Below are 16,619 nucleotides of genomic sequence, written 5' to 3'. Positions count from 1 at the left end.
TCCATGAATGAGGAAAAGGGCGTCGACGAGCACCATGGAGGGCACGGATTCGTCCATTTCGTCGACTGGTTGAACCACAAGCTGATCGGGGTGATGGGTCCGCCACCGCTTGGCCCGTACGACGCGATTGTGAAGAAGGTCGGGGATGCCGTGTGCCCGATTTGCGGCAAGCCGATGGCCGAACACATCATCGATCACTCGACACCGAATACGCTGTTGACCTGCCCGGCGCCGCATCAGCCCCTGGCGGAGCACAACGAGCCGATCAACGAGTTCGGGATGCCGAAGCGCGAGCGCTGAATCGATCCGCCCAGGCGCCGGTCGGAAGCCGGTCGACCTCAGCCGACGAGCTCCTCCACGAGTTGGACGCTGATCGGCGCCTCGTGCTCTGCTTCGGGCTCCGACTCGGACTCCGGTTCGGCGCGAGCCACACGTCGCCCGGCCGAGCGGGTGGAGTTCTCGACGGCGCCGAGGCCGAGCTCGAGCAGTTGGTCCTCGCTCCAGCCCGCCGCAATCGCGGCGTGGCGGGCGGTGTCGACCGCGATGATCGTGGCCTCGAGCGCGCTCAGCCGCACGGCGAGCTGGTGCACCAGGTCCATCCGGTGGGCCATCTCGGCGTCGATGATCGCCTTCGCGGCGACCGCCGAGTCGCTGGGATCGAACGTCTGCCGGGATAGGTAGTGAACCTGCGCATAGGGCCTCATCCTCTAACGATGGCGCATCCCGCGATGCGTGCCCAGTCCCCAGTAGGGGGGACGCCCTTGTACCCCAGAGCGCAAACGGTCCGTCAGCCGGCCGTGAGGAGGCTCACGCGGGCGGCCAGATAGGCGTCCAGGGTCGAAACGCCCTGCCCATCCGCTCCCCCGCCCCAGCGCACCAGGACGGAGTCGTCGACCAGGGAGAGCGGCCCGGATCCCGCGCGCAGGCTCTCCGCGTCGATGGAGGGGGCGAACCCGAAGTTGACCACGTCACCTCGAGCAAACGGGCCCCGAGCGAACGGGCCTCGGGCAAACGGGCCTCGAGCTGCCGTGCGCCTGGCGGCACGGCGCACCTCGGCGGCGGGAGACTGGTTCGTGACTCGACCCGGCTCCACCGCGCGAGTGACGGATCCCGTCGCGAAGAGGTTTCCGCTGCGGTCGAGCAGGAGCATGCCCAACCTCCACGCGCGGCCGGCCGGCATCATCGCCTCCGCGGTGCGGAACATGGACCGCTGGCCGTCCGGACTAACCGAGGAATTCTTCACAAGTTGAGCGGTGCGAGGATATGCCCGCTCGGACTGCCGCTAACCTGAGCGCACGACCGTTCAGAGGGGCACGAGAGCAATGGCCGAATCAGAGACCGATTTCAGGGCGTATGCCGGGATGGTTGCCTTTCCACGCAACCCGGGCGACCTCACCTCGCCGACCTCCTGCCCGGCATGCTTCAGCCAACTCCGCGGCGAGGTGTGCCGCGAATGCGGTCTCGACCTCGGCAACCCCGCATCCGCAGACCTGGCGGCCACCTCGGCACACGCCGCCGCCCTGCTCGACCGCCGGCTCGACATCATCGGCCACATCCGCTTCGAGACGGCGCAGGCCCTCGCGGCGCGCCGGTCAACGGCGGCCGCCTTCGCCGCGGCCACGCCCGTGCTGTCGTCGCCCACCCCCGAAGCCGTGCCCGTCCGTGAGTCGCTCGGAGAGACCGCGCCTCCCGGGCTGACCGCGCCTCCCGGGGCGTCCGTGCCTCCCGGGGCGTCGGCACCTCCCGGGGCGCTCGCGCCTCCCGGGGCGTCGGCACCTCCCGGGGCGCTCGTGCCTCCCGCGTCGCCTGCCGCGGAATCGCCCACCTTTCCGGCGGCGCCGCGGCGCTCCAGCGTGCAGGTGATCCTGCTCGTCGTGGGCATCTCTCTGCTCTCGGTGGCCGCCATCTTCTTCCTCGTCTACGCGTTCATCAACTTCGGTATCCTCGGCCGGTCGCTCATCATCGGCGCGATCACCGTCGCGGCGTTCGCCGTCGCGTCCCTGCTTCGTCGGCGGGACCTCACGGCCACGGCGGAGGGGATCGCGGTGCTCGCGACCGTGCTCACCTACCTGGACGTCTACGCCCTGCGCGCAAACGACTTCTTCGGCCTCGGCGCCAGCAGCAGCAGCAGCAGCAGCAGCAGCAGCAGCAGCGAACTCTATTGGGGCGTGGCCCTGGTCTCCACCGCCGTGCTGTTCGTCGGCTGGAACCGGCTGTCCGGGCTCCGAACCGCCAGCGTGGTCGGATTCGCCGCGATCGCGCCAGGAGCCGGGTTGCTCGTCGCGGGTCTCGGCGAGCGGGCGGATGACGCCACCAGGACGGTTTTCGCCCTCGGCGCGGTGGCGGTGGCCGGCCTCGTCCACGTCGCGGCCGGACGCCCAGGCACGCCGACGAGACGCGGATTCGCGGGCACCCCGGAGCGGGTCATCCTGCTGTCGAGCGCGTCCCTCGCCCTCATGGCCGCGTTCGCCGCGAGTTTCGCGCTGCCGGGCGCCGGCGCGTGGACGAGCGCGTTCGCCATCGCGGCCCTCGCGGTGATCGCCCTTCTGCATGTCGCGACCCTGGACCTGGCCACACCCGTGCGACCTGGCTCGAAGGCATTCGGGGCGGTCTTTGCGGTGCTCGGCGGAGTATTCGCCGCCTCTGTCGTCGGATCGACGGTGATCCGCGGCGTCGACGATCGAGTGGCCGTGATCGCGCCGGCCGTCGCCGCCGTCACGGTCGCTCTGCTGTTCGAGCTGGTCTCCCGACGCGGCCCGGTCGCCCTCGCCCTCCATGCCCGCACGGCCGCCATCGCCGCCGCGGTGATCGCGGCGATCACCGGGCTCGTGCCCGTCTACTACGCGGCGATCGGGACGATCGTGCCCGTGGCCACCTCCCTGCTTAGGGTATGGACGGTGCAGCCAACGGCCGAGATCTCTCGGCTCGACCGCAACCTGGGACTCGCCGTCCTGGCCCTGGCGGCGATCGGATTGATCACGACCGCGTTCTGGGCCGCCGGCCGCTCCCTCCGCCGGCGGGCCGCCGTGCTCGCGTCGTTCGCTGCAGCGGTGGCCGTGCTCGCCGTGCCGTTGCTCTCCGTGCTCTGGCTCATGCTGGCCGGCTGGCTGCTTCTCGCCGTGGTCTCCCTCGCGCTGCTCGTCGCCGTGCCCGGCCGCCCGCTCGTCGCTCTCGTGGGCCGGGGCCCGCTGGTCGGCGCGCTCGCGTCATCCACGGTGCTCGCCTACCTCTCGGGATGGGCGAGCACGGGCACCTGGCTCACCGCCTCGATCGCGGCCGTCCTGCTCCTGCTCGCGGCCCGCGGCATCCCGCGCACGCCGTCCGCCCCGGCGACGGTCGTTCGCGCGGCCCTGCTCGGCACGGCCGTCGGCGTCGCCCTCATCGGCTCCGCCGCGCTCGCGAGGCAGCTCGCCCTCGGCGGCAGGCCCTCCCCCGCCGTGGATCTGCTCAACCTGAGCCGGGCCGTCGAGATCGCCGCGATCGTGCTTCTCGCCCTCGCCACGTTCGGCCGCGGACGACTCGTCTCCGCGGCCGACCGGCGCACAGTGTTCTGGATGTCGATCGCGGCGGCTGGCGGCTCCGCCACGATCGCCCGTGTCGCGTTCGCCGCGCCGGGTGGCGAGCGGGGACTGCTCCTGCCCGAACCGGCCACGGGGCTAGTGGTGAACACTCTGCTCTTCGCGGTGCTCGTCGCCTGGGTCGCCGTGCCGACCCGGACGGCGCTGCGCACCGAGCGGATCATCGCATCGATCGCCCTCGGCCCGGCCCTGCTGCTCGTGGTCGACTCGTTCGCCCGCATGCTCCACCTGCCGGAGTTCGCCCTCGCGGTGGTGCCGGTCACCTCCGCTTTGCTCGCAAGTGCGGGGGGCCTCGCCGTGGCCATGATTCGCCCGGGAAGCGCACGCTGGCCGCGCGAGGTGGGAATCGGTCTCGTTGGATTGCCGGCCCTCGCGAGGGCCATCCTCGAGCGCGATGAATCCGGCTGGCTCGTGCTCGTGCTCGCCGCGGTTGCCGCCCTGATGCTCGCGATCGGACGCGACGGCCTGTTCGCCTCGAAGTCTCCCCGCCGCCAGGTGGGCTGGGTGGCGCTGGGGCTCGCCACCGGCGGGCTATGGTGGCACCTGTCAGACGACAAGGTGCTCGGCCTCGAACCCTACGTGCTGCCCCTGGCCGGCGCGCTGCTGCTCATCGCGCTGCTCGTCTGGCGGGCCGAACCTCGCGAGCCACACGGCACCCCGAGCCGGTCCGCGCCGCTCATCGCGCTCGGCGGCCTGCTCGTCGCCATCCTGCCGCTGGGGCTGGAATCGGCGACCGGCAGCCTGGCCCGCGCGCTGGTGGTGGGAATCCTGTCGGCCGCCCTTCTCCTGGTCGGAAGCGTGGTCCTCGGAGAGGCCGCCATCCGCCCCTACCTCGATGCCGCCGCGCTAGCCGGCGCGATCGGCGTCATCGTCGTGACGGCCGGACGCTCGATTGCCGTCGCCCTCGAGCCGGGCAGCGCGGGGGCGATCCTCGACGCCTGGCTAGTCGGCGGAATGATCCTGCTCGTCGCCGCGGCATTCGGGCAGGCGAGGTTGCGCGGGGACGCCCACGACGCGATTCGCTCGGTCGCCAGCCAGGTTCTCGGAATCATCGCGATGACCTCCGCCCTGCTCATCGAGCTCTCGGTGTTCTCTGCCGACCTCCTGGGGCCGCTGCGAGCGCTGAGCCTCGTGCTGCTCTTCTCCGCCGTGCACGTGATCGCCTTCCTCGTCGACCGCTCGCCGTTCAGCCGAGCGGTGGGCTGGCTCGCCATCGCCTACGCGACGGTCGCCGGAATCGGCGGGGTGGCATCCGGCGCGCTCGACTCGATCGAGCTCGCCTCGGTACCGGTGGCCCTCGCCCTGCTCGCCTCCGGGGCCCTGGTGCTCGCCCGCACCCCCTCGGCCCGGAGCTGGGCATGGCTCGCCCCGGGGATCACCGTGCTTCTCGTTCCGTCCCTGCTCGCGACGGCGGTGGATGCCCCGCTCTGGCGCCTCGTCGGCCTCGGTGTCGCGAGCGTTGCCGTCGTGATCGCGGGAGTCGGCTGGCGGCTGCAGGCGCCGTTCCTGATCGGTGCCGCGGTGGCGTTTGCGCACGCGATTGCCACCTTCTCCCCGCAGATCCGGCTCGTCTACGAGTCGGTGGAGTGGTGGCTGTGGCTCGCCGTCGGCGGCGTGATCATCGTGGTCCTCAGCGCCCGCTTCGAGAAGAGCATGCGCGGTCTTGCGACGCTCGCGACGCGCATCCGGTCCCTGCGGTAGTACCCCCCGGAAGGGGGGCTGTCTGTCCTCTAAAGGGGGGACTAGTGTCGAAATAATCTCACCCGAGAGGCCACTACCCGACTCACCCGTACCTGCTTTGCCCGTACCCGCTGTGCCTTCACCCGTTTTTGCATTCACCCGCTTGGCCCTCCCCGAAGAGGACTCCACCCCCAGGAGCTTTCACCATGTCACTCAACGACACTTCCGTGCCCGCAGGTTGGTACCGCGATCCGCTGGGCCTGCCCCAGCTGCGCTGGTGGAACGGCATGAGCTGGACCAACAAGGTCGAGGAACCGCGCCCGGAACTGCAGATCGCCGCGAGCGTGGATCGGGCGACGGCCGACGCTCGCTGATCGACAGGCGGCTCGCGCCGGCCTCGGCTAGCGCTGCAGCCAGGCGAGCACGGCGAGCACCCGGCGATGGTCGCTGCCCGAATCGTCGAGTCCCAGCTTCTGGAAGATCGATGTGACGTTCTTCTCGACGGCGCCGGTGCCGATCACCAGCTGGGCCGCGATCGCCGCGTTCGTGCGGCCCTCCGCCATGAGGGTGATGACCTCGCTCTCGCGCGGCGTGAGCCTCTCGAGCGGGTCGTGCCGGCGACCGATGAGCTGGGCAACGACCTCGGGGTCGAGCACGGTGCCGCCCGACGCGATGCGCTCGATCGCGTCCTTCAACTCGTCGAGGGACGCGACCCGATCCTTCAGCAGGTAGCCGATGCCGCCGGTGCCCGACGACAGCAGGTCCTGGGCGTATGCCACCTCCACGTACTGCGAAAGCAACAGGATTCCCACCCCGGGCAGCAGTTGCCTCGCCCGGATCGCGGCGCGCACGCCCTCGTCGCGAAAGGTGGGCGGCATCCGCACGTCGAGCACGACGAGGTCGGGCGCCAGGTCTACGAGGCGCTCGAGCAACAGGTCGGCGTTCGGAAAGGCGCCGACGACCTCGTGGCCCGCCTCCACGAGAACCCGCACGAGCCCTTCGCGCAGCAGCACCGAGTCGTCGGCGACGAGAACGCGCAGGGGGGGGTATCGATCACGACACCACCCTATTGCCCGCCCGGTCGACCGAGTCTCGGGCGCCCGGGCGGGCCTCGCCTCAGTAGGTGATGGGCAGGTGCGCGCTCACCCGAGTTGGCCCGCCGACGGGGCTCGAGACGGAGAGGATGCCGCCGAGGCCGCGCGCACGCTCGTCCAGGCCGGCGAGGCCGTGCCCGTCCGTGACCGCCGCTCCGCCGGTTCCGTTGTCGGTGACGGTGACGTCGAGCCAGGTCGAGTCCGGCTCCGGCACTCGGCGCAGCGCGACCCGCAGCTCGACATCGGTCGCCGACGCGTGCTTGGCCACGTTGGTGAGCAGTTCGCTCGCCACGAAATAGGCGTTGCGCTCGATCTCCTGGGGAAGGTCGACACCGACCGTCAATTCGTTGACAAGCCTTGTCGGCACGGGACTGCGCACGGTGAGCGATTCGAGGGCGGCGATGAGCCCCCGGTCGAGCAGGATCGGCGGGGCGAAGCCACGCGAGAGGGCGCGCAGCTCTTCCAGAGCCTCCCGCGACTGCACCATCGCCTCCGCCATGAGGACGCGGGCCTTCTGCGGGTCGGTGTCGAGCTGCCGGTCGGCTGCGGCGAGATCCATCTGCAGGCGCACCAGTCGCTGCTGCGGGCCGTCGTGGATGTCCCGCTCGAGGCGTCGCAGCGAGTGGCCCTCGGCGGAGACTGCCGCGCCGCGAGACGCGCTGAGCGCGGTCACTTCGCGCTGCAGGGCATCGGACCGAAATGCGCCGAGCACCCCGCGGGCGATCGCGTGATGCAGCAGCACGAGTCCGCGCGTGACGAAGGGCAGCAGCGCGATCACCACCAGTCCCAGCAGAATCGTGAAGACCACCTCGAGGGCGTCCCGCGCCGCCCCCTGGGCCGACGCGCCGAAGAGTCCAAGCAACCAGTCGGCGAAGTACCATTCGCCGCGGTTGGTCGGCAACGTGCGCCACCAGAGTCCGTAGCTGAGCGAGCCGAGGCCCACCGAGACCCAGACCACGGTGATCACCCAGGTGATCAGGGAGATGGCGAAGTTGATGACGAGCGTGTGCAGCAGGTACAGCCAGTAGTGTCCGTTGCCGAGCACCGATCGGAGCCAGCCCCAGAAGCCCTGGCGTGCGCGGGCATCCTGCCACTCCGGACGCTCGATGCGCGGCCGGCCCGCCCACTCGAGGCGCACGAGTTCGAGGATGCCGAAGCCGCGCGAGACGTAGAGCGCACCGATCAGCAGGAACGCGCCGATGAAGAAGGTGACGAGGGTGCCGGCGCCCGCGCTCAACAGGGCGACGGAGACGGTGAATCCCACCACGGCGATGGGGAGGGTCAGGATGAGGAATCCGAGCTCTCGGGGAACTTTCGCCCACAGTCGCCAGTACGCGGCCGGTCGTTTCGGGGGCGGGGTGCTCACAGCACCCAGAGTGCCAGACTCTGAGGTCGTTGGGGTGGGGTCGGTGATTGTCATGGCTCCAGCATCGCGATTGCGTCCCGGCCGGCCCACCCGGCTGGCTCACGGATCCGTGGTGGGGTTTACCCCCGGTCCGCCGCCCGTTCCCGATCGTGCGCGGCCCGCTCCTGCTCGTGCGCTTTCCGTTGCGCAGGGCCCGTTGTGCAGGACGGGTTATGCAGGACAGGTTATGCAGGACGGGTTATGCAGGACTCCCGGGGGTCTCACGGAAGCACGCCCTGCACGCTCCAGTTTTTCAGGACAGGTTCTGCCAGGACAGGTTGCGCAGGACACCTGCGCCGGTCAGCGGTGAAGATCGACGCGAGACCGATGTGGGCGTCCTGCACAACTCGAGCCAACCCGACGGGTGCGGGACGGCGCGTCCTGCACAACTGTCCTGCACAACCAGAGTCACTTCGGCGGGCACTCATGCCTCGGGCCGCGTCCTGCACAACCCGTCCTGCACAACGGGCCTTGCACAACCCCGTCCTGCACAACCCGTCCTGCACAACGGGCCTTGCACAACCCCGTCCTGCACAACCAGAGTCAGTCGGACGGCCACGGGCACTGCAGCTAGAGGGCCGAGAAGCTCCACGTTCCGGCGAGCATCGTCGCGGCGACCGGCATGCGGCGGAGGTCGTCTGCGGCGGCGGCGAGGGGGTCGAGGTCCACGACCACGAGGTCCGCGGCCTCCCCCACCGCCACACGCGAACGGCCGTTCGTCGACGCGACGAGCGCCTCGGCCGCCGAAATCGCCTGCTCCGGATGCCACGGCTCCAGCCCGTCGCGCGAACGCCCGACCGCCGCCGCGACAGTCACCCAGGGGTCGAGCGGAGCGACCGGGGCATCCGACCCGAGCAGGAGCTTCGCCCCGGCATCGAGGAGGCTGCGCAGCGCGAACGCCCGGCCGGTGCGTCCGGCCCAGTACCGGTCGGCGACACCGCGGTCGTCCATGGCGTGTTCGGGCTGAACGCTCGCCGCCACTCCGAGGGCGGCGAAGCGCGGCAGGTCCGCGTCGAGCAGCAACTGGGCGTGCTCGATTCGGCCGTGGCATCCGACCGTCTGGAACGCGTCGAGGGCGATCCGGTTGGCTTCGTCACCGATAGCGTGCACGGCGGGAAGCAGCCCGGCGCCAGACGCCCGGATCATCAGTTCGGTGAGCTCGTCGCCCGGCACCGTCAGGATGCCGTGCGCCCGATCGGAAAGCTCAAGGCCCGGGTAGCTGTGCGCGCAGTAGGCCGTGCGGGTGTTGAGCGAGCCGTCGATGAGCACCTTGAACGGCCCCATCGTGAGCAGGCCGCCGGTGCCCTCGATCACCTCGCCGGTGAACCGTCCGGCGGCGATCGCCGCACCGAGGTGCTCGGTGTAGACGCCCGCGGCGATTCGCAGCGAATCGAAGCCCGCGGCGAATCGACGACTCCAGATCGGGATGTTGTCCGCCATTTCGAAGTCCACCACGCCCACCACACCACGGGCAGCGGCCGCCCGAGCGGCCTCGCTCACCCACGCGTCGAGCACGGCATCCGGTACGTCCTGCAGCGCCGCCGTCACCGGAAAGGCGTCGTCCTCACGGAGGATGCCGGTCGAATGGCCGGCATACCCGAACCGGGCGAGAGCGGCCGAGTTGAGCCAGCAGCAGTGCAGGTCACCGCTCACGAGCACCACCGGCACCGCGTCCACGTGCGAATCGAGCAGGGCGGCGGACGGCGTATCCGGCCACAACCCGTCGCGGAACCCGAACCCCACGAGGGGAAGCCCGGCCACCGGCGGAGCCTCTCGAAACGCCTCACCCATCACTCGGGCGGCCTCGGCGGCGGATGTCGTGGTCGAGACGTCGACCCGGCGCTGGGCGAGAGCATGCTGCGTGAGATGAACGTGGTTGTCCCACAGCCCCGGGATCACGAACCGGCCACCGAGGTCGACAGACTCGTCACCCGACAACTCGCCGCCGATCGCCGAAATCGACCCGTCAGACACGAGCAGGTCGGTCGGCGGTCCGCCCGCGCCGACAATCCGCGCGTTGCGCAGCACGACGCTCATTCGCCGTGCACCCGTCGCATCTCGCGCGCGAGACCGGGCTGGGCGTAGTTCTCGCCGTGCTCGAGTTCGCCGATGATCGTCTCGACGATCTCGGGCGACCTGTTCTGGCTGAGTTTGAGCCGGGCGTCGAAGCGCGTGACACGCAGGCGGAAACCCGCCGTGCCGTGCACGATCCGCCTGGCATATTCCTCGTTCTGTTCGAGCCGGGCCGGATGCGGCATCCGGTTCTCGAAGAAGTCCACCAGGTCGCCGAGCACGCGATAGTTCTCCTCGTCGGAGAGTATCTCGGGGATGCCGTAGAGGTGAGCGGTGACGTGATTCCAGGTGGGCACGGCCGGCACCGCCCCGTACCAGCCGGGCGAGATGTAGCCGTGCGGGCCCTGGATGATCACGAGCACCTCGTGTCGTCCCAGCTCGTGCAACTGCTCGTCCGGTCGCCCGACGTGGCTCACGATGCTGATGCCGTCCGCGTCCTCCTCGAGCACGACCGGGTAGTGGGACGCGACGATCCCGTTCGCCGTGCTCGACACGATCGTGGCCCACGGGTTTTCCCGGACGAGCCTCTTGACCTCGGCCTCGTCCTCGAGCAGGAAGGCCGGCGTGTGCCTCATGCCTGGTCCTTCGGGCACCAGTAGAGCTTGCGACCGCCGAGCTCCTCAATGACGATGTTGGTGCCGCAGACCCGGCAGGGCAGTCCGGCGCGGTGGTAGACCCAGTGCCGGTCGTCGCGGGAGGCGAGCGCCTTGCGGTAGTCGTCAGGATCGAGGTCGTCCATGGTGAGCATCTGGCCCGTCGCGACGCCCGTCGCGAGGAGCCGCGCCCAATCCCGCCACAGCTCCCGCAGGGTCTGCTCCGGCACGAGCCTGCCCGGCGTGTGCGGGTTGAGGCGCGCCCGGAACAGCAGTTCGGCCCGGTAGACGTTGCCGATTCCACTGACGACGCCCTGGTCCATGAGCAGAAGGGCGATGGGAGTCGGCTTCCGGCGCACGACGCTCACGAAACGCTCCTCGCCCTCCGCCGCGTCGACCTCGAGCGGGTCTGGGCCGAGCTTCGCGATCGTGGCCTCCACCTGATCCGGCGTCTGCACCTCGCACGCGGTGGGGCCGCGCAGGTCTGCGACGGCATCCTCGGTGAGCAACCGCACCCGCACGGCGCCGATCGGCTCCGGCGGGAAGACGTCGATCGGCGCCCCGATCTTCTCCTGCTCCGCCATGCGCAGGCGGGTGCGCCGGGGCGCGCCAATGCTCGACAGGGAGCTCTCCGAACCGTTCGCGCCGTCCCGGTCGGCAACCGTTCCGCGCTGGTTGGTCTGACCCATCCGACCGTTCGCCGCGGCGACCGTCGCGTCGGCGGTGATGTCGCCCGCGAAGTCCCAGGCGCCGTAGATTCCCAGGTGCACGCGCAGCCACAGGTCATTGTCGAAGCGGAGGAACATCTGCTTTCCCACGGCTCGGGCCTCGGCGATCGTGTGGCCGTCGAGCCGCGCGGCACCGTCCACGAAGCGTCCCTGCGGCGAGGAAACGTGCACCGGATGCCCGACGAAGTGCAGCGCGAACTGGCGGGCGATGCGGTGGACGGAGTGGCCTTCTGGCACGGTCAGTCGATCTCGTGGCCGGCGATGAGGCTCGTCGCCTCGTATTCGGCGAGTTGCGCGATTCGGCGCACGTGACGCTCCTCGCCGGAGAACGGTTCGGCGATGAACGTGTCGATGAAGAGCTTGGCCTCGTCGACGGTGTGCTGGCGGGCGCCGATGGAGATGAGGTTCGCGTCGTTGTGCTGGCGCGCGAGCAACGCGGTCGACACGTTCCAGACCAGCGCCGCACGGGCGCCGAGCACCTTGTTCGCGGCCATCTGCTCACCGTTGCCCGACCCGCCGAAGACCACGCCGAGCGCCTCGATGCCGGAGCGCTGGTCGGCGACGACCGCGCGCGCCGCATTGATGCAGAAGCTCGGGTAGTCGTCGAGGGGATCGACGACGGTCGGCCCGTGGTCCACGACTTCGTGGCCGGCGGAGCGCAAGTGCTCCTGCAGGTCGGTGCTGAATTCGAGTCCGGCGTGATCGGTGGCGATGTGGAGGCGCATGCTCACCAACTTAGGCGATGTAGACCTTGCGAATCGTCTCGGTGACCGTCCACACCGTGCACTGTCCGGCGGCGAGCCGTCCGACCGTTCCCGGACCGAGGTGCAGCACGGTGCCGTCGTGGTCGAAACGCACGGTCGCCCTCCCCGCGATCACCACGAAGACCTCGTCGGATTCCACGTCGCTCATCGAGCCGGGGGTCATCTCCCACACGCCGATCTCCACTGCGCTGACCTCCACCGCGCCGCTCTCCACCGCGCCGCTCTCCACCGCGCCGAGCGTGCAGAGGGCCGCCGAGCCCGTCGTCGGCGCGCCGGCGACAACCTGGTCGTCTGCCACCGCCTCGAGGTCGAGGTCGAGCGCGAGTGCGGCGACCGCGGAGCCCGCGTCGAGCGTCACGGCTTCCAGTACCCGACCTTGCCGAGCAGCTGCACCTCGCGGTCGGACCCGGCGGGAACCGGCACCTCTGGCGGGAACACGCCCATCGCCCGGAAGTCGCCGATCTGCGGCCCGAGGATCTCCCAGAGACCGTCGACGAGAGGCTCGGGCAGGGAGAAGTCGAGGCCGAGCGAGTGGGCGATCGACCACGCCTGGAAGGCGCGGTAGGTGCTCGTATGCACGAGGTAGTCGCCGAGCGGGAAGTCGCCGTAGCTGAGGTGAACGATCCGGTCGTAGTCGAGATCGCGGGAGACGGCCTCCGTTGCCGCATCGTTGATGTCGTCGTAGCTCGCGATCGGGTCGTCGCCCAGCAGGTCCCCGTCGTGGCGGGTGCCGACCTCCTCCGCGGTGCGGCCAGCCAGCACATCCGAAACCCACGCCTCGTCGTAGGCGTGGTAGGCAATGATGTCGCGCAGCGTCGCATTCGGTTTGCGCGACCACTCGGCGGGGGCGGGCTGGGACAGCTGGTCGTGGTCGATCATGTCGATCACGTCACGCAGCGCCGCGTCTGACATGAGAAAGAGATCCTGTTGATTCATGAACGCAGGCTACCCCGGGCCGCCGACACCGCGGAAAGGCCGGCACGAAATCGGGCGGGAGCCTCCCGGCGCCCGCCCGATCCGCCGTGCGGTGGGATCAGCCTCGGGTTGGCTGACCCGTAGCCGGGTCAAGGTAGAGCTTCGATTGGTCCACGCTGTGCCGTCCGTCGTCCGCGGTGAAGGTGAAGAGGTTGCCGAGGCCGCCCGCTCGTGCGTCGAACGAGCCGTTGCCGACGCGGCCGGTCTTCCAGTTGTCTTCGATGAACCGAAGAATGGATGACTGGTCGGTCACGCTGTGGTCGACGAAGTTGGTCTTGGCGTACGGCGACACGACGAGCAGCGGGAGCCGGGGGCCGTACCCGCAGCGATCCGCGAATCCGCCAAGCGGCGTTCCGGTGCCACAGGAGGCGCCGCCGGCGACGGCATCCACGGCCGGGTCGTTCGACTGGTTGACGATCGGCCCCATCTGGTGGTCGTACCAGCCGTCGCTGTCGTCGTAGGCGATGATCACCGCGGTGTTCTTCCAGTCCTGGGTCTTCTGCAGTCGGTTGATCGTGGACACCACGAACTGCTGCTCGTCGAGCGGTGTTGAGTAGCCGGCATGACCGTCCTGGTAGGCGGCCGCCTTGAGAAAGCTCACGGCCGGCATGGTGTTGGCGTCGACGGCCGACCAGAAGTCGGCGAGGTCATACTGGTGGTTGGCCGCGCCGGCGTGACCGATCTCGGCGACGGATGCCGGTCGCGCGTGGGTGGGATTCGCCGTGCTCGCGTAGTACTGGAACGGCTCGTGATGCGGGATGTAGTCCTTGCTCGTGACGCCCGCGACGTTGGCGTGCGTCGCCGCGCAGTTGGCGAATCCGCCCTGGAACCAGCCCCAGCTCACCTTCTTCGCGTTGAGCAGGTCGCCGATATTCGTGTTCGCGCTGTCGGTGGATGTGGTGCTGTCGCGGGAGTCGCAGGCGTCGCCGGCAGGCTGCGGGTCACCGATGATGCCGCCGGTGGCGGTGACGGCGGGCGAGGTCGTAGCGAACCCGTGCGTCTGGCCGGAGACGAGGTTGAGCGCACCGGGGGTCGACGGACCGAACGTGGTGCCGTACGAGTTGTCGCTCATGGCGAAGTGCTGGGCGTAGTTCCAAAGGCCGGTCACGGTATTGCCGTCGTAGTACCCCATCACGAGCCCTGCGCCCTTGCCGTAGTCGGTGCACGCTGCGGTGCCGCGACCGACCGTCTCCACGAACTTGTCCATGAGACCGGAGTCGAATGCCTTCTGCTCGTCGGTGTAGCTGTGATCCTGGTCGCAGGTCTCGGCCTGGCTGCGGGCCAGGCGGAACGGCTGAACGGAGTTGGGGTTGTTCGGCGCGCGGAGAGCGTCACCCAGTCCGTTCACGCTCGGCGTGTTCTTCGTCGCGACGAACCTGGGCTCGCCCACCGTGTTCGCGGCCTGCGGGTAGGTGGCGAAGTAATGGTCGAATGAGACGTTCTCCTGGTAGATGACGACGACGTGACTGATCGGCGTCGTCGTGCCGGGGCCGGCCGGCCCGGATGATGCGATGGCCGGCATGGCGGCCGCGGCAGCCGCGGCGAGCGCCGCCGCCAGGATGGCGGTCGCCGTCCGGACAATAGTGCGAGTTCTCAACACGATGAGTGTCCCCTCGATGGAGTGGCGGCGGGCCCATCCCGGAGCCACAGGCAATCCTGCTCCACCCCTGTTCGGGGGGCCATGCCAGTTGGTTGCCGATGGCCGACGATTCGATGAACTCTCGGTGGCGCGACGAGATCGAGCGGGGTGCGCCCCTACGAATCGAAGCCGAGGCCCACGGCATCCAGGGTCTTCAGAAGCGCGTTGCGCTTGCCGGCATTGTGATCTGCCCGGTCGAGGGCCCAACGGGTTGCCTGCACCGCCGCATAAGTCGCCGGCTCGGGAGGGAAGGGAAGCGGAATCTCGCGCACCATGCGCAGTTGGGTTCGCTCGGTGTGCTCGCCGGAGAGGTGGTCGAGCATGACGTTCGCCGCGAACCGGGTCGCCGCCACCCCGAGACCGGTGAACCCGGCGGCGTAGGCGACGCGGCCCTGACGGGCGAGCCCGTAGAACGCGCAGAACCGGCTGCTCGTGTCGATGACGCCCGCCCAGCGGTGGCTGAACCGCACGCCCTCGAGCTGCGGGAAGGTCGTGAAGAAGTGGCTCGCGAGGGTGCGAAAGGTCTGCGGACGATCCTCGTACTCGCTCCGGATGCGGCCGCCGTAGTGGTACACGGCGTCGTACCCGCCCCACAGGATGCGGTTGTCGGCGGTCAGCCGGTAGTAGTGGAACTGGTTGGCGAGGTCGGCCACGCCCTGCCTGCCCTGCCAGCCGATCGACGCGAGCTGCGAGTCGCTGAGTGGCTCCGTCATGAGCACGTGGTCGTACACGGGAACCGTGTGCAGCCGGTACCGCTTGAGCAGCGAGGGGAACGCGTTGGTGGCAAGGGCAACCCGGTCGGCGCGCACGAAGCCGCCGTCGACGGTGAGCGTGACCGGGCCGTTCGGCAGCTCGCTGTCCATGGCGCGCACCGGGGAGTGCTCCACGATCTGAACGCCCGCCTCGACGCACGCTCTGGCGAGCTCGGCGGCGAGCCTCGCCGGGTGCACCATCGCCGTGTCGCGCTTACTCCAGAGGCCGCCGAGGTAGGTGGGCGAATTCACCTGGCCGCGAATCTGGTCGGCGTCGAAGAAGACCTCGTTCACGCCGTCGTGCGCGTCCCGGAGCTCGGCGACCTGGTAGTCCTCCACGGCCACGGCGAGAGATCCCGTGCGTTCGAACTGGCAGTCGAGACCGAGGCGCACGACGGTGGCCTCGATCTGATCGAGGTTCTCGGCGCCGAGCCGGTCGAGCTGTTCCAGCTCGTCGGCGAACCGGTTCTGCCCGTTTGCCTCACCGTGGGTGAGGGTCGCCTCGCAGAAGCCGCCGTTGCGTCCGGATGCCGCCCAGCCCACCGTCTTGCCCTCGAGCACGATCACCCGGAGGGAGGGATCCCGCTCCTTCGCCTGCAGCGCCGTCCACAGGCCCGTATACCCGGCCCCCACGATCGCGAGATCGACGCTCGCGGTGCCGGTGTGACGGGGGAAGGATGCCGGCGTGCCGAGGTCGTCGAGCCAGAACGGGGCGAGCCTCGAGCCGTCGAGCGAGGCCGCGACGATGCGGGGGTCGGGAAGAGAACGTTCGAACACCATGCTGGCCATGGGCCAACCATACTGAGCGCACACCGAGCCGGTCGAATATGGAGCCGACCGCCGCATCCGGCCATACAGGGTCTGGTTTTGGCGCGTTTCGAGGCGCACACTTGATTTACCAGTTGCGAGAGTGGCAGGAGGCACCTCAAATGTCGCGATCAAGGAACGTTTCACCCGAACTCATGCCCGTGCTGTCACGAGGCAAACATCGAAGCCCCAAGAGTGGCGCGTGCTTCATGGAGTACGCGTCCTGGCTTGCCGGCGAAAAGTGGAGCGACCATCCGGCCTGCACCCCTCCCTCGCTGGCCTCGCTCGCGAGGATGGTGAATGACTGCAGCTCGGATGCCGCACGCGGCGAACTCGTCACCCTCATCCCCTCGGTGATCGGCCTGAACGGCACGGATCCGCACATCGGACTTCTCGTCGCCGCGCGAGCCGCGAGCGTTGCCCTGCCGATCGCGAGCGAGGGCCGCCAGCGCGCGCTCGCCGCCGGAATCCTCCGCTGCGACGAGCTTCTCGCCATATCCGGCGACCCCGCGGTCGCCGCGGCGAGGGATC

Annotated in this window: 15 protein-coding genes and 1 pseudogene; 4 read left to right on the top strand and 12 right to left on the bottom strand. The window is 69.6% G+C overall.

The window, feature by feature from the left end; translation table 11 throughout:
* Positions 1–3 precede the first annotated feature (3 nt).
* Positions 4–300: a hypothetical protein gene (locus tag VIM54_RS08170; protein ID WP_331900428.1), complete on the top strand. Its 297-nt coding sequence runs from the start codon at positions 4–6 to the stop codon at positions 298–300.
* Positions 301–338: 38 nt separating this feature from the next.
* On the opposite strand, the gene VIM54_RS08165 is transcribed toward VIM54_RS08170, so the two are convergent.
* Together VIM54_RS08165 and VIM54_RS08160 are read right to left on the bottom strand one after the other, a co-directional pair.
* Positions 339–704 (bottom strand): hypothetical protein, encoded by a 366-nt coding sequence (locus VIM54_RS08165; protein ID WP_331900389.1) that lies wholly within the window; start codon positions 702–704, stop codon positions 339–341.
* Between the two features lie 83 nt (positions 705–787).
* Positions 788–1,150, bottom strand: coding sequence for a hypothetical protein (locus tag VIM54_RS08160; protein ID WP_331900387.1), 363 nt, complete (start codon positions 1,148–1,150; stop codon positions 788–790).
* 211 nt (positions 1,151–1,361) lie between these two features.
* Here VIM54_RS08160 and VIM54_RS08155 point away from each other — a divergent pair, with 211 nt between their 5' ends.
* Together VIM54_RS08155 and VIM54_RS08150 are read left to right on the top strand one after the other, a co-directional pair.
* Positions 1,362–5,279 (top strand): SCO7613 C-terminal domain-containing membrane protein, encoded by a 3,918-nt coding sequence (locus tag VIM54_RS08155; RefSeq protein ID WP_331900385.1) that lies wholly within the window; start codon positions 1,362–1,364, stop codon positions 5,277–5,279.
* Between the two features lie 185 nt (positions 5,280–5,464).
* On the top strand, positions 5,465–5,632 hold the full coding sequence (locus tag VIM54_RS08150) for a DUF2510 domain-containing protein (RefSeq protein ID WP_331900384.1): 168 nt from the start codon (positions 5,465–5,467) through the stop codon (positions 5,630–5,632).
* Between the two features lie 27 nt (positions 5,633–5,659).
* Here VIM54_RS08150 and VIM54_RS08145 read toward each other — a convergent pair whose 3' ends face one another.
* The 10 genes from VIM54_RS08145 to VIM54_RS08100 form a co-directional block, all read right to left on the bottom strand.
* The gene (locus VIM54_RS08145; protein WP_331900427.1) at positions 5,660–6,328 is read right to left on the bottom strand and encodes a response regulator transcription factor; all 669 of its coding nucleotides are present in this window, start codon (positions 6,326–6,328) and stop codon (positions 5,660–5,662) included.
* A gap of 46 nt (positions 6,329–6,374) precedes the next feature.
* A complete protein-coding gene (locus VIM54_RS08140; protein ID WP_331900382.1) occupies positions 6,375–7,718 on the bottom strand; it encodes a sensor histidine kinase in 1,344 nt (447 codons plus the stop codon).
* A gap of 609 nt (positions 7,719–8,327) precedes the next feature.
* Positions 8,328–9,794, bottom strand: a complete 1,467-nt coding sequence (locus VIM54_RS08135) for an amidohydrolase (protein ID WP_331900381.1) — start codon at positions 9,792–9,794, stop codon at positions 8,328–8,330.
* A complete protein-coding gene (locus tag VIM54_RS08130) occupies positions 9,791–10,405 on the bottom strand; it encodes an FMN-binding negative transcriptional regulator (RefSeq protein WP_331900379.1) in 615 nt (204 codons plus the stop codon). Before VIM54_RS08130 ends, VIM54_RS08135 begins: the two co-directional genes overlap by 4 nt.
* Positions 10,402–11,388, bottom strand: coding sequence for an Fpg/Nei family DNA glycosylase (locus tag VIM54_RS08125; protein WP_331900377.1), 987 nt, complete (start codon positions 11,386–11,388; stop codon positions 10,402–10,404). Before VIM54_RS08125 ends, VIM54_RS08130 begins: the two co-directional genes overlap by 4 nt.
* 2 nt (positions 11,389–11,390) lie before the next feature.
* Positions 11,391–11,876 (bottom strand): ribose-5-phosphate isomerase, encoded by a 486-nt coding sequence (locus VIM54_RS08120; protein ID WP_331900426.1) that lies wholly within the window; start codon positions 11,874–11,876, stop codon positions 11,391–11,393.
* A 10-nt stretch (positions 11,877–11,886) separates the two neighbouring features.
* The gene (locus VIM54_RS08115; protein WP_331900375.1) at positions 11,887–12,273 is read right to left on the bottom strand and encodes a cupin domain-containing protein; all 387 of its coding nucleotides are present in this window, start codon (positions 12,271–12,273) and stop codon (positions 11,887–11,889) included.
* Positions 12,270–12,851 carry a hypothetical protein gene (locus VIM54_RS08110; RefSeq protein WP_331900374.1) on the bottom strand — a complete coding sequence of 194 codons (582 nt, stop codon included), beginning with the start codon at positions 12,849–12,851 and terminating at the stop codon, positions 12,270–12,272. Before VIM54_RS08110 ends, VIM54_RS08115 begins: the two co-directional genes overlap by 4 nt.
* 97 nt (positions 12,852–12,948) lie before the next feature.
* Positions 12,949–14,490: a phospholipase C gene (locus VIM54_RS08105; protein WP_414673197.1), complete on the bottom strand. Its 1,542-nt coding sequence runs from the start codon at positions 14,488–14,490 to the stop codon at positions 12,949–12,951.
* Between the two features lie 155 nt (positions 14,491–14,645).
* Positions 14,646–16,070, bottom strand: a complete 1,425-nt coding sequence (locus VIM54_RS08100) for an FAD-binding oxidoreductase (RefSeq protein WP_331900371.1) — start codon at positions 16,068–16,070, stop codon at positions 14,646–14,648.
* Between the two features lie 227 nt (positions 16,071–16,297).
* Here VIM54_RS08100 and VIM54_RS08095 point away from each other — a divergent pair.
* A pseudogene (locus tag VIM54_RS08095) lies at positions 16,298–16,619 on the top strand (hypothetical protein); the annotation flags it as partial.

This window comes from Lacisediminihabitans sp., assembly GCF_036569425.1.
GTDB lineage: Bacteria > Actinomycetota > Actinomycetes > Actinomycetales > Microbacteriaceae > Lacisediminihabitans.
This window is presented reverse-complemented; position numbering and strand designations above follow the sequence as displayed.

What these genes read in the sequence shown, in the direction of transcription:
- VIM54_RS08150 (WP_331900384.1), top strand. Translation starts at nt 5,465, where the DNA reads ATGTCACTCAACGACACTTCCGTGCCCGCAGGTTGGTACCGCGATCCG.
- VIM54_RS08130 (WP_331900379.1), bottom strand. Translation starts at nt 10,405, where the DNA reads ATGAGGCACACGCCGGCCTTCCTGCTCGAGGACGAGGCCGAGGTCAAG.
- VIM54_RS08155 (WP_331900385.1), top strand. Translation starts at nt 1,362, where the DNA reads ATGGTTGCCTTTCCACGCAACCCGGGCGACCTCACCTCGCCGACCTCC.
- VIM54_RS08100 (WP_331900371.1), bottom strand. Translation starts at nt 16,070, where the DNA reads ATGGCCAGCATGGTGTTCGAACGTTCTCTTCCCGACCCCCGCATCGTC.
- VIM54_RS08135 (WP_331900381.1), bottom strand. Translation starts at nt 9,794, where the DNA reads ATGAGCGTCGTGCTGCGCAACGCGCGGATTGTCGGCGCGGGCGGACCG.
- VIM54_RS08120 (WP_331900426.1), bottom strand. Translation starts at nt 11,876, where the DNA reads ATGCGCCTCCACATCGCCACCGATCACGCCGGACTCGAATTCAGCACC.
- VIM54_RS08165 (WP_331900389.1), bottom strand. Translation starts at nt 704, where the DNA reads ATGAGGCCCTATGCGCAGGTTCACTACCTATCCCGGCAGACGTTCGAT.
- VIM54_RS08110 (WP_331900374.1), bottom strand. Translation starts at nt 12,851, where the DNA reads ATGAATCAACAGGATCTCTTTCTCATGTCAGACGCGGCGCTGCGTGAC.
- VIM54_RS08160 (WP_331900387.1), bottom strand. Translation starts at nt 1,150, where the DNA reads ATGCTCCTGCTCGACCGCAGCGGAAACCTCTTCGCGACGGGATCCGTC.
- VIM54_RS08170 (WP_331900428.1), top strand. Translation starts at nt 4, where the DNA reads ATGAATGAGGAAAAGGGCGTCGACGAGCACCATGGAGGGCACGGATTC.